Annotated in this window: 11 protein-coding genes; 8 read left to right on the top strand and 3 right to left on the bottom strand. The window is 37.3% G+C overall.

What is annotated here, in order from left to right:
* The first annotated feature begins 10 nt into the window (after positions 1–10).
* The 3 genes from FW754_RS04375 to FW754_RS04385 all read left to right on the top strand — a co-directional run bounded on the left by FW754_RS04375 (position 11) and on the right by FW754_RS04385 (position 4,901).
* On the top strand, positions 11–2,926 hold the full coding sequence (locus FW754_RS04375; RefSeq protein WP_446323975.1) for a UvrD-helicase domain-containing protein: 2,916 nt from the start codon (positions 11–13) through the stop codon (positions 2,924–2,926).
* Positions 2,927–2,937: 11 nt separating this feature from the next.
* Positions 2,938–4,332 (top strand): siroheme synthase CysG, encoded by a 1,395-nt coding sequence (cysG, locus tag FW754_RS04380; protein WP_409511245.1) that lies wholly within the window; start codon positions 2,938–2,940, stop codon positions 4,330–4,332.
* Between the two features lie 89 nt (positions 4,333–4,421).
* Positions 4,422–4,901 carry a tRNA (cytidine(34)-2'-O)-methyltransferase gene (locus FW754_RS04385; RefSeq protein WP_419346487.1) on the top strand — a complete coding sequence of 160 codons (480 nt, stop codon included), beginning with the start codon at positions 4,422–4,424 and terminating at the stop codon, positions 4,899–4,901.
* Between the two features lie 83 nt (positions 4,902–4,984).
* Here the strand turns inward: FW754_RS04385 and FW754_RS04390 are convergent, their stop codons facing one another.
* Entirely contained in the window at positions 4,985–5,365 is a 381-nt protein-coding gene (locus FW754_RS04390) for a winged helix-turn-helix transcriptional regulator (protein ID WP_409511243.1), read from the bottom strand.
* Between the two features lie 230 nt (positions 5,366–5,595).
* On the opposite strand from FW754_RS04390, the gene FW754_RS04395 reads away from it, so the two are divergent.
* Positions 5,596–6,150: a flavodoxin family protein gene (locus FW754_RS04395; protein ID WP_409511242.1), complete on the top strand. Its 555-nt coding sequence runs from the start codon at positions 5,596–5,598 to the stop codon at positions 6,148–6,150.
* A 130-nt stretch (positions 6,151–6,280) separates the two neighbouring features.
* On the opposite strand, the gene FW754_RS04400 is transcribed toward FW754_RS04395, so the two are convergent.
* A complete protein-coding gene (locus FW754_RS04400) occupies positions 6,281–8,110 on the bottom strand; it encodes a phosphoenolpyruvate carboxykinase (GTP) (protein ID WP_409511241.1) in 1,830 nt (609 codons plus the stop codon).
* Positions 8,111–8,519: 409 nt separating this feature from the next.
* On the opposite strand from FW754_RS04400, the gene FW754_RS04405 reads away from it, so the two are divergent.
* The 4 genes from FW754_RS04405 to groL all read left to right on the top strand — a co-directional run bounded on the left by FW754_RS04405 (position 8,520) and on the right by groL (position 12,393).
* Positions 8,520–9,458, top strand: a complete 939-nt coding sequence (locus FW754_RS04405) for a diacylglycerol/lipid kinase family protein (protein ID WP_409511240.1) — start codon at positions 8,520–8,522, stop codon at positions 9,456–9,458.
* Positions 9,439–10,197, top strand: a complete 759-nt coding sequence (locus tag FW754_RS04410) for a metallophosphoesterase family protein (RefSeq protein WP_409511239.1) — start codon at positions 9,439–9,441, stop codon at positions 10,195–10,197. The genes FW754_RS04405 and FW754_RS04410 overlap by 20 nt, the downstream gene beginning before the upstream one ends.
* A gap of 201 nt (positions 10,198–10,398) precedes the next feature.
* Entirely contained in the window at positions 10,399–10,689 is a 291-nt protein-coding gene (locus FW754_RS04415; protein ID WP_409511238.1) for a co-chaperone GroES, read from the top strand.
* Between the two features lie 69 nt (positions 10,690–10,758).
* Positions 10,759–12,393 carry a chaperonin GroEL gene (gene groL, locus FW754_RS04420; RefSeq protein ID WP_409511237.1) on the top strand — a complete coding sequence of 545 codons (1,635 nt, stop codon included), beginning with the start codon at positions 10,759–10,761 and terminating at the stop codon, positions 12,391–12,393.
* A gap of 98 nt (positions 12,394–12,491) precedes the next feature.
* Here the strand turns inward: groL and FW754_RS04425 are convergent, their stop codons facing one another.
* A complete protein-coding gene (locus FW754_RS04425) occupies positions 12,492–13,262 on the bottom strand; it encodes an AraC family transcriptional regulator (RefSeq protein WP_446323976.1) in 771 nt (256 codons plus the stop codon).
* Positions 13,263–13,372: the final 110 nt, after the last annotated feature.

Here is a 13,372-nt window from a genome sequence, read left to right on the forward strand (position 1 = left end):
AGGGTGAGGCATGGATGTATTAATTTATAATGAACTCGATACACAAAAGATTACGGGTTTAGATAAATTAATTGCTCACTTAAAAGCAGATGATTTTAAATCTGCCGATGTTAAAAAAATTCAAAATAATTTATATCGTGCCAAATTAAATCGCAGTGATCGCATTTTATTTTCGATTTATCAATATCAACAAAAAAACTATATTTTGCTTTTAGAGTATTTGAAAAAGCATGACTATCAAGGTTCACGTTTTTTAAATGCAAACATTGGTATTGATGAAGATGCTGTGCCTGTAGTGCAGTCTGCAGATGAGTTAACTATTGATGAACAGATGGTCTATATCAATCAGAATAATCCTCAGTTTGTATATTTAAATAAATTTATTTCTTTTGATGATGTGCAGCAGCAAATTTATCGTCATGCGCTTCCTTTGGTGATTATTGGTTCAGCAGGTAGTGGTAAAACTGCGATTTTATTGGAAAAAATGAAACAACTAGACGGGCAAGTATTGTATGTGACTTTATCTGCTTTTTTAGTCAAAAACTCACGTGAACTCTATTATTCAGACCATTATTATAATGATCAACAATTAGTCGATTTTTATTCCTACCAAGAATTTTTAGAAAGCATCGCTGTACCAGATCAAGGTATGGCGGATACTGCATTTTTTATGCAGTGGTATAAAGAAAATTATAAACATAAATTTAGCGCACATAGTTTGTATGAAGAATTTAAAGGGGTTTTGACAGGTGCAATCACTGAAAAAGCTTATTTATCTAAACCTGATTATTTAAATTTAGGCATTAAACAGTCTATTTTTAATGTTGAAGAACGCACTGAGGTTTATGCAATTTTTAGTGAATATCTTGTAGCGTTGGGAAAAAATAATCTGAGTGATGTAAATGTACTTAGCTTTGAGTATTTGCAAAAAATCAAACCTGCCTATGATTTTGTAGTGATTGATGAGGTGCAGGATATTACAGCCATTCAACTCTATTTGATTTTAAATAGCCTAAGTAAATCTGGACAATTTTTGATGTGCGGTGATGCCAATCAAATTGTACATCCGAATTTCTTTTCTTGGGCGAAAGTTAAAACGCTATTTCATGAGTATGAATCCTTACATCATGGCGTTGAAATTACTCATATATTGCAACATAACTATCGTAATGCACAAAGAATTACTGAAGTATCCAATCGTGTTTTGTTACTTAAGAATGCGCGTTTCGGCTCGATTGATAAAGAAAGTCACTATTTAGTTAAAAGTAATGCTGATATTCAAGGTGGTGTATATTTTCTAAAAAATGTACCTGATGTTTTACATGAACTGGATCAAAAGACAGCCGTTTCTACGCAATTTGCTGTTGTGGTGATGCATGAATCACAAAAGCGCATGGCACAGCGTGTATTCAAAACGCCATTGGTCTTTGCAATTCAAGAAGCCAAAGGCTTGGAATATCAAAATATTATTCTTTATAACTTTGTTAGTCAGTCTGCTTCACATTTTTCAGATATTTGTGCTGAGATTGGTGTGCAAGATTTACAAAATGATTTTGTTTATGCGAGAAATAAAGATAAGGCAGATAAATCACTCGAACTTTATAAGTTTTATATCAATGCTTTGTATGTGGGACTAACGCGGGCAATGTCTAATATTTATTGGATAGAGCAACAAGATCAGCATCGTATTTTTCATTTATTGGGGTTGGATCAAGCCGCCGATTATTTAGATTTGGCAGATCAGCAATCGAGTTTAAAAGAGTGGCAGAAAGAAGCACAAAAACTTGAACTGCAGGGTAAAACAGAACAAGCGGCACGTATTCGTAAGGAAATTTTAAAAGAAGAAACACCAAATTGGGTGACTTTGAACAGCAGTGAATTAATACAACTCGCTCATCAAGCTTTAATATTAAAGAATAAAAAGGCGCAATTAACCTTGTTTGAGTATGCTGTAGTGTATCAGCATCAGGCATATTTGACGAAGCTTGCGGAAAGTGGTTTTAAACCTGCCTTGAGTGTTTTCAATCAGGCAAATGTCGTGCAAGCACATAAAGCTGAACAGGGGATTTTAGCCAAATATTATATGAATTATCAGGTGAAGCATCCGACAGCATTAATTAAGAAAATAGAAAAATTCGGTATTAACCACCGTAATGAGTTTAATCACACGCCACTCATGGCGGCAGTTTGGGTAGGGAATGCTGAGTTCTATCAGCAACTATTGCAAGATGGTGCTGATGCACAATTGATTGATAGTCATCATTTAAATGTATTTCAAATCGCATTACAGCGTAGTGTGCTCTCGCAAAAAAATATATCGAACTTTGCAGAACTGATTCCTAACTTAGAACAGAATAGTTTGGTTCTACAGATTAATCATCGTTTATTTAAGTTGGAGTCCAACCAACCTGAATATTTGATTGTTCAGTTGATGTACGTGATGAGTTTGATTCATGGCTATCAGCGTTATGTTTGGTTGGAAAAAGCTTTCGATAGCACTTTATTGATGGAGTATTTACAACGATTGCCTGAGCATTTATTTGATAAAAAACGTCAAAAACGCACGTATATCAGCAGTTTGTTCTCAAAAAATGAAGTTTGTAGTTCTGATAAGTACAATAAGAAACTCTTTAAGCGCGTGGGGCGTGGGCAATATATGTTGAACCCTGAATTGGTGATGAAGATCAATGGTGAGTGGCATCCAATTTATCAAACTATGGATGTAAAGCGTGTTGATTATTATAAAGAAGAACCGATTGGCTTAGATTATGCATATAAAACAGGTGCGGATAAAGTTGATCCTATAATTTTAGAGCATTCGCTGAAAGCACTTGAAAAAAAGGATCAAGAATACCGAAATCGTTCATCAATGTTTTTTGATATTATTGGGCGCAAATATGATGATAAAATTGTGGCTGAATCCTAAAGGGGCGTAACGTGGATATTTTTCCCATCTCTTTGAAATTACAACAACAAAAATGTTTGTTGGTTGGTGGTGGGCGCATTGCTTATCGTAAAGCTTTACTGCTTGCAAAGGCAGGTGCGTGCGTTGATGTAATTGCACCTGAAATTGAGCCTGAATTATTAGATTTGGTGCATGCTACTCAGGGGCAGTATGTTGCACATGCTTATGATATGCAATCAGGTTTATCTCATCATGGATTAAGTTTGAATCTGTACCGTTTAGTGATTGCTGCAACCAATGATAAGTTAGTCAATCAAACTGTATTTGAACATTGTGAAATTTTGAATGTGCTGGTGAATAGTGTGGATGATTTACCACATTGTCGTTTCATGGTGCCTGCGATTATTGATCGTTCACCTTTGGTGATTTCTATTGCGACTAATGGTGCTTCTCCTGTGCTATCTCGTCAAATTCGTACTCAGCTTGAGGCATCTATTCCGCATGGTATGGGTAAGCTTGCTGAATTTTCAGGGAAATGGCGTAAAATCGTTAAAGAAAAAATTATCAATCCTGATGAGCGTCGTATTTTTTGGGAAGATTTATACGCAAGTCCGCTGAAAGAACAAGTATTTAACGATAATGTTGCAGAAGCGGATCGCCTTATTGAACAGGCATTATTAGGGTGGCAAAAGCCGAAAGGTGAAGTGTACTTGGTTGGTGCGGGACCAGGTGATCCTGAGCTTTTAACATTGAAAGCATTGCGTTTGATGCAACAAGCCGATGTTGTGATTTATGATCGCCTTGTTTCACCTGCGATTATGGAGTTATGTCGCCGTGATGCTGAGAAAATTTATGTAGGCAAAGCACGATCTAATCATTCTGTTCCACAAGAGGGCATAAATGCTTTGCTTGTGGAATATGCTTCGCAAGGTAAGCGTGTCTGTCGTTTAAAAGGCGGTGATCCGTTTATTTTTGGGCGGGGTGGCGAAGAAATACAGGAACTCTTTGCGGCGGGTGTTACATTTCAAGTTGTTCCAGGGATTACCGCTGCTTCAGGTTGTTCTGCTTATGCAGGTATTCCATTGACTCATCGTGATTATGCTCAAAGTGTGCGTTTTCTAACAGGGCATTTAAAAGAGGGGTCGCCTGAGTTGCCGTGGAAAGAATTAGTTTATGAAAATCAGACGCTTGTGCTTTATATGGGTTTGGTAGGTTTGGAAAAAATCTGCCAAAAACTCATTGAGCATGGTCAGCGTTCTAATATGCCTGTCGCATTGATCTCCAAAGGGACGACACCTGAGCAAAAAGTTGTGGTTGGAACACTTGCCGATATTGCCTCAAAAGTAGAGAATAACTACATTCAAGCGCCTACACTGACCATTATTGGCGAAGTGGTGAGTTTGCGCGAACAGTTACAGTGGTTATAAAACTCCTCCCAACCCCGCTTTAAGAAAGAAGGGATTTCCTCACTTTTTGGAGGGGGCTAGGAGCGGTTTAAGAAACGTTGAGAAAATTTGTGATACATGTTGTTTTATTTGAGCCTGAAATTCCTGCAAATACAGGAAATATTATCCGTTTATGTGCCAATACAGGTGCACAATTACATTTAGTCAAACCTTTGGGTTTTGAGCTGGATGATAAGAAGTTGCGTCGAGCTGGATTGGATTATCATGAATGGGCGCATATGAAAGTGTGGGAAAACTTTGCTGAATGTTTAGCGTATTTAAAAGTACAGGGTATTGAAAATGATGCAATTTATCCGTTAACGACGAAAGGTTCTGAAACACCACATACCTCAAATTTAAACCGTCCTATTGCATTATTAATGGGGCCTGAAACTCGTGGTTTACCTGAAAGTGTGCGTTTAATATTTCCCGAAGCACATTGGATTCGTTTACCTATGGCACCAAACTCACGTAGTTTGAACTTGTCTAATGCAACAGCTGTAATTTTGTATGAAGCATGGCGTCAGCAAGGTTTTAAAGAGCTAAAATAACTCAGCTTAGTGTTTAGATTAGTATAAAACCCCATCTTGATGATGAGGTTTTATTTCAAGGTTTATAGTCAAAGTTGACTCAATTACATAGTTTTATATTGTGCTTCATCAAATTCTCTTTGTGCTTTCATGACGTGTTGCATATTGCCTTCAGCCCAAATTTTAAAAGATAGTGCGGTTTGTGCAAATTCAGCACCTAAAGCTGTGATTGCATATTCAACTCGAATGACTTTATTTTCATGGATAGTTCGTGAGATAAAACCATCACGTTCAAGAATTTTGACTTTTTGTGAAAGTACTTTAGGTGAAATACCATCTAAGCTTTTTTTTAGTTCATTGAAATACATAGATTGTGATGCAAGTTGGTAAATAATCAATAAAATCCATTTATCTGCAAATTTGTCAAAAAAAGATCGAGCGGGGCAATTTGTTTTAAATATATTGAAATTTATCACTTTATTCATTTAAGACAGCCTTAATAAATACAATTTATACTCAGTAATACTAAAAAATAGAGTGGTTACTTGGTGGTAACTAATTGATACTAGATTTCAAAAGTATATCATTAATTTATTCATTTTATGTGTATTCAATAATCGATACAATATTTTACTGTTTAGATAAATGGTTAGATTGAAGTTCATAATTGAATAAAAAATAAAATATTTTTAATACAATGCTAAAGAGTATTCATATGTCAAAAATCGCCGTCGTTTATTATTCAGGTTATGGTCACACCAAAGTGATTGCCGAAACTTTTGCCAATGAAATTCAGGCAAATTTGGTTCCAGTTGATCAGGAAGGAAATATTGCCGATGCAGATTGGGATACTTTAGATCAAGCAGATGCCATTGTATTTGGTGCACCAACCTATATGGGTGGTGTACCTTGGCAATTTAAAAAGTTTGCTGATGCTTCTTCTAAACGTTGGTTTACACGGGTTTGGCAAGATAAAATTTTTGCAGGTTTTACCAACAGTGCAAGCTTAAATGGTGATAAACAAGTCACCTTAATTAGCCTACAAACGCTTGCTTCACAGCATGGTGGTATTTGGGTGAGTCTGGGTCTTGCACCTTCAAATACAAAAGTTTCGACACGCCAAGATGTGAATAGTCTAGGTGGTTCTGTTGGTTTGTTGGTTCAATCACCAGCAGATGCAAGTGCAGATGAAATTCCAAGTGGAGATTTAGACACAGCAAAAGCATATGCAAAACGCATTAAAACTGTGACTGATAAATTTATTGGTTAAATATGATGATGTTGTAATTAAATAGATTTTTTCTATTTTAGAAAAAAGCAGAGTAAAAAAGACCGCATAAAAGCGGTCTTTTTTACTCTGCCTCAATCCCTCTTTTAAAAAGAGGGAAATTAAAGGCTAATTAAGCAGATTTAACGGCAGCAATTAACTCAGCTTGACGTGTTTTAAGTGCAACAGGTAAGCGCTCACCAAGTTTGTCAAACAGTTCAGTATGGCTTTCAAGCTCTTTGATCCACTGGTCTTTATCTTGACCCGTTACAAGGTCAAATTGTTCTTTAGTGAAATCTGTACCTGTCCAATTCAACTGTTCATATGTTGGAACTAAGCCAATTGGTGTTTCAACAGCATCAGCACGACCTTCACAACGGTCAATGATCCACTCAAGAACACGCATGTTTTGACCGAAACCAGGCCATACAAAGTTACCTTCAGCATCACGACGGAACCAGTTAACGTTGTAGATACCTGGAAGTTTGTTGCCGTTTGCAGCAGCTTTAGTGGCAACTTCTTCGCCTAGTTCTAACCAGTGTGTGAAGTAGTCAGCCATGTTGTAACCCGCAAATGGAAGCATTGCGAATGGGTCACGACGAACGATACCTTGTTGACCAACAGCAGCAGCAGTCGTTTCAGAGCCCATTGTTGCAGCTTTATATACGCCATCCACCCAGTCAAATGCTTCTGAGATTAATGGAATAGTGTCTGCACGGCGACCACCGAAGATGAATGCTGAAATTGGAACGCCAGCTGGATTTTCCCAGTCAGCATCAATAGAGGGGCATTGACCCGCGGCAACAGTGAAGCGTGCATTTGGATGCGCAGCTTTTTCACCCGTAACGTGCGGTTGTCCTTTCCAGTTTGTAAGGTTAGCAGGCGCTTCTTTAGAAAGACCTTCCCACCAAACTTCACCGTTATCAGTCACAGCTACGTTTGTATAGATTACATCTTTAGTCAATGTAGCCATACAGTTCGGATTGGTTTTTGTATTTGTACCTGGTGCAACACCAAAGAAACCAGCTTCAGGATTGATTGCATATAAGCGACCATCTTCACCTGGTTTGATCCAAGCAATATCGTCACCTACAGTTTCAATTTTCCAACCTTCATAACCTACAGGAGGAATCAACATTGCAAAGTTGGTTTTACCACATGCAGAAGGAAATGCTGCTGCGATGTAATGTTTTTCACCTTGTGGATTTGTTACGCCAAGGATCAACATATGTTCAGCCAACCAACCTTGTTGACGACCCATAGAAGATGCAATACGTAACGCTAAGCATTTTTTACCCAATAATGCATTACCGCCGTAACCTGAGCCATAAGACCAGATTTCACGAGTTTCTGGATAATGAACGATATATTTTTCAGGATTACATGGCCAAGCAACATCTTTTTGACCTGCAGTAAGCGGTGCGCCTACTGTGTGTACACATGGGATATAGTCGCCATCTGTACCCAATACATCATAAACAGCTTTACCCATACGCGCCATTTTACGCATGCTAACAGCAACATACGGCGAATCAGTCAATTCGATACCGATGTGTGCAATATGTGAACCTAAAGGCCCCATAGAGAAAGGTACAACATACAAAGTACGACCTTCCATTGCACCATCAAATAAACCATTGAGACGTGTACGCATTTCAGCTGGAGCTTCCCAGTTGTTTGTTGCACCAGCATCTTCAGCTTTTTCTGAACAAATATACGTACGACCTTCAACACGAGCAACGTCAGAAGGATCAGAATTGGCAAGGTAAGAACCAGGGTGCTTTTCTTGGTTAAGCGCTTGCATTGTGCCGTTAGCGATCATTAAATCAATATAACGTTGATTTTCTTCGTCACTACCGTCACACCATTCAATTTTTGCTGGTTTCGTTAATTTTGCAATTTCTTCAACCCATGCAATGAGCTTGGGATGACGAACGAATTCTGGTGCGTTCACTTGGGTCATGGTGAGGCCTATCTAAAAAATGTACATTTTTATGTACAAATAATAATCAAAATGCAGGTTTACTACATTTAGATTTTAAGTATGAAAAAAAGTGGGCATATTAAACCACATATTCATGTAAAAAATAAGACTAAAGGCGTAAAAGATACCAAATTCAACATTTTTGTTAAAACATTGAATTATAATAATATTTTATAGTTAATGCTGTTAAAATATTCATATTAATGGTATTTATGTGTGATATTTTAAATATAAATAGTATTTGTTTACAGTGGGATAGTAGTTGCTGTTTTGCAAAAAAGTATCATTGATTTAATGAATGATTATAATTTGAATTTTACATAAAGGTGCTTTTATTTGCATACATAATCAACGAAATTAGAATAAAGACTTTAAAAGAATCAATCTTATGCAATCAGCATTAAAACCACTTTCGATGATTTACAATGAAAAGTCTGGTTTTCATGCAAGTCATCATGATGAAATTTATGAACAATTGATGACCCTTTGGACATCGTATGGTTTTGAAATTCAAGTTTTTGATATTAAAGCTGAGCGAGATATACAAAGCTTAATGAAAAAAGTATTTCAACGCCATGAAAAATATCAGCATCAAGGTGTGATTGTCGCTGCGGGTGGGGATGGTACGCTCAATGCGGTAGCATCACAAATGCTCAATCAAAAAATTCCAATGGGTATTCTACCTTTAGGTACTTTTAATTACGTGGCGAGAGTTTTGCATATTCCGCTTGATATTTTACAGGCTGCTGAAGTAATTGCGACAGGTGAACAACGTGCGTCACATGTGGCATGTATCAATGATCAAATTTATTTAAATAACGCAAGTTTGGGGCTGTATCCTTTATTTATTAAAAAACGAGAAGAATATAACCGTAAATTTGGGCGTTTTCCTTTAAATGCCTATACATCTGGTTTAGATGTGCTGATTCGAGATTGGAAAGAATTAAAACTCGAAGTTGAAGTCGATGACAAAAAATATCCTGTTAAAACACCACTGATCTTTTTTGGAAATAATCAATTACAACTCGAAGAGTTAAATCTTAAAGTGTCTAAATGTGCTGAGTTTGGTGAAATTGCGGGTGTGGTGATTGCTAAAGGGGACAAGCTGACTTTATTTAAAACCTTATTTCAAACCATTCGAGGCAAGTTGGAACAAGCATCGGATGTGTATAGTTTTGGTGCGCAAAAAGTCACAGTCTATTCGCAAAAGCCTAAACTAACGGTCGCGATTGATGGAGAAATTGTATCAATGTCTACGCCACTACACTTACATGTAGAAAAAAATGCATTAAATATTATGGTGCCTCATGCTGCTACATCTGTCTGATCTACATTTTGGTACAGAGCGCCCTGAATGTATTCGAGCGATTCAAAAGTTTTGTATTGAACAGCAACCAGAAGTGGTGGTTGTGAGTGGTGATTTGACACAACGTGCAAAATTTAGGGAATTTTTGGCATGTAAGCAGTTTTTAGAATCCTTGAAAATACCATATTTTGTCGTGCCGGGAAATCATGATATTCCGCTGTATCATTTATGGAATAGGGCTTTTCGTCCATTTGGTTTGTACCAACTTTTTTTTGGCAGTTTGGAAAATACGCTGGTCACTCAACATTTTTATTTGATTGGAATGAATAGTATTCGACGTCGTTATCACACACGTGGTTCTATTTCTTTAGAACAAATTCAAAAAGTTGATCAACAATTGATGCAAGCACCTGCGAATAAATTAAAAATTATTGTCAGCCATCAACCATTTTATACTGCAAAAGAAAATCATCATTTGAAAGATTGTCCTGCTTTAGGCCAATTTGCCATTCAAGAATGGGGGAAACATCAACTTTATGCTTTGTTACATGGGCATTTGCACTTGGTTGCTGTTTATGATTTAAATCAAGAGTTTGAATTAAATCTTAGTCAAGCTGTTTATGAAGTTCATGCAGGAACGGCTATTTCTAGTCGCTTACATAAAAATATACCCAACAGTTTTAATGTTATTAGTAGTGATGGTTCATTTAAGCATTATTTTTTTGATGAGCAACAACAGGATTTTATTGCCCAAATTTGAGGGTGAATTTTTAAATAATGAGCAATTTGATGTAAACGTGTAAAAAACACACATTTTTTGATTTTTTTTTATATTTTACCCTTGAAGCATTTATTTCAATCCCCACAAATGTGTCATGAATAAATTTTGTCGATGACCTAGGAATAAGAGTCATCTTCACATCGTAATCAATGACATTTTAAAATGTCGATGGAGTTTCTAATGAGCAACATTCGTCCTTTACATGACAACGTAGTAATCCGCCGTGTTGAAAAAGAAACTAAAACTGCGGGTGGTTTAATTCTAAGCACTTCAGCTGCTGAACAACCTGCTCAAGGTGAAATCCTTGCTGTCGGTAACGGTAAAGTAACTGATACAGGTGTACGCCCATTAGATGTAAAAGTTGGTGACAACGTATTGTTCGGTGCTTATGCAGGTACGAAAGTAAAAGTTGATGGTGAAGAGCTTCTTGTGATGAAAGAATCTGACATCCTTGCTGTACTTGAAGGCTAATTGCAGAACGAATTTGATTGTTCTGAACAATCAATGAATTGAAAAATTTAAAAATATTTGGAGATAAGCATGTCAGCTAAAGATGTAAAGTTTGGTGATTCAGCGCGTTCAAAAATGATCGCAGGTGTAAATGTCCTTGCAGATGCAGTAAAAGTAACTTTAGGTCCTAAAGGTCGTAACGTTGTTATCGACCGTTCTTTCGGTGCGCCGCACATCACTAAAGATGGTGTAACGGTTGCTAAAGAAATTTCTCTAAAAGATAAATTTGAAAATATGGGCGCTCAATTGGTTCGTGAAGTTTCTTCAAAAACCAATGACATCGCAGGTGACGGTACGACTACTGCAACTGTACTTGCTCAAGCGATTTTAAATGAAGGGATCAAATCTGTAACTGCAGGTATGAACCCAATGGATTTAAAACGTGGTATTGACCTTGCTGTTAAAGCATTAGTTAAAGAAATTAAAGCAACTGCAAAACCTGCTTCAGATACCAAAGCAATTGAACAAGTGGGTTCGATTTCTGCAAACTCTGATGAAACTGTAGGTAAACTTATTGCACAAGCAATGGAACGCGTTGGTAAAGAAGGCGTAATTACAGTTGAAGAAGGTTCAGGCTTTGAAGATGCGCTTGATGTTGTTGAAGGTATGCAGTTTGACCGTGGTTATATTAGCCCGTACTTTGCAAACAAACCTGAAACTTTGACTGCTGAACTTGAAAACCCATTCATTCTTCTTGTTGATAAAAAAGTTGGCAATATTCGTGAATTGATTACAGTGCTTGAAGCTGTAGCTAAAACAGGTAAGCCGCTTCTTATTATTGCTGAAGATGTTGAAGGTGAAGCGTTAGCTACACTTGTAGTGAACAACATGCGCGGTATTATTAAAGTATGTGCGGTTAAAGCCCCTGGTTTTGGTGACCGTCGTAAAGCAATGTTACAAGATATCGCGATCTTGACAGGCGCAACTGTGATTTCTGAAGAAGTGGGTATGACTTTAGAACAAGCAGGTCTTCAAGATTTAGGTACAGCACATAAAGTAACTGTTTCTAAAGAAAATACTGTGATTGTTGATGGCGCAGGTGATGCAGCTCAAATTGCTGAACGTGTTACTCAAATCCGTGCGCAAATTGAAGAATCTACTTCAGAATACGATAAAGAAAAACTTCAAGAACGTGTTGCTAAATTGGCAGGCGGTGTTGCAGTGATCAAAATCGGTGCTGCAACTGAAGTTGAAATGAAAGAGAAGAAAGACCGTGTTGACGATGCACTTCATGCAACGCGTGCTGCGGTTGAAGAAGGTGTTGTTGCAGGTGGTGGTGTTGCACTCGTACGTGCTGCTAAAGCGCTTGATGGTATTGTTGGTGCAAACGATGACCAAACTGTAGGTATTAACATTTTACGTCGCGCAATTGAAGCACCACTTCGTCAAATTGTTGCAAATGCGGGTGATGAGCCATCAGTTGTGATCAATGCTGTGAAAAGCGGTGAAGGTAACTTCGGTTATAACGCTGCAACTTCAGAGTATGGCGATATGCTTGAAATGGGTATTCTTGACCCTGCTAAAGTTACGCGTTCTGCACTTGAGCATGCTGCATCTGTAGCAGGTTTGATGTTGACGACTGAATGTATGATCACAGACATTCCAGAAGATAAAGCAGCTATGCCTGATATGGGCGGCATGGGTGGTATGGGCGGAATGATGTAATATCATTTAGACTATATAATCTAAAAAAAATCCTCGCTTTTAGCGGGGATTTTTTTATTTTGATAAGTAGCTAGAACGAGGTGCGTTATTCTATTAAATTATTCTTTCCTAAAATGCTGTGGTGCTTCACCTAAATGCTTTTTAAACATGGCACTAAATGCACTAGGATTTGAGTAACCTAAAGCGATTGCAATCCTAGAAATAGATTCACCTCGTGACAACTTACCTAAAGCAAGTGCTATGTGCATTTGTTGAACCCAAGTACGATAATTCAATCCCGTTTCCTTTTGAAAAAGCCGAATTAGTGTTCGACTACTGGTGCCAATTTGGTCTGCCCACGCACCTAAATTTTTAGGATTGTCAGGATGTTCCATCAGCTCTTCACATATGCGAATTAAACGAGGATTTTTAGGCCAAGGAATTACGATCGGAAAAGAAGAAGCCTGCTTGATTTCATGAAAAATCAACAGCTGTAAAGATTTTTCAATTTCACTTTCTATAAGGTTTGGTTCAAACTCCAAATAATCTAATTGATTAAAACGTAAAACTAATTCACGCAAAAGTTTACTGATTCGAACAATAAAACAATGATTTCCAAGAGAGTTAGCTGCATTTTTTTCCACTAACACTGTGCTTAAACGTACTTCGCTTAGAGAAACAACACTGTGTTCAATATGCGCAGGAATCCACAACGCACATTGCGGTGGAACAATCCAAACATTGTCTGCGGTATAAACACGAATTGCACCTTCAGAAGCATATAAAAGCTGGGCACGGTTATGTGTATGTGGTGCAATCATACTACGATACGTATGTTGAGAACCTAAACCCACTATGAGCTTTTGAGAAGGTTTAATGTCCTGAATCATAAAAACCTCAAATCAAAAAGGGATATTAAAATATTTAAATTTGTCACTTATACGATGAATGTTGGAACTTAAGCTTATGGATGACAAATTAAAATAATAAACTTAAGCGT

The sequence above is a fragment of the Acinetobacter sp. 1207_04 genome (assembly GCF_052850415.1).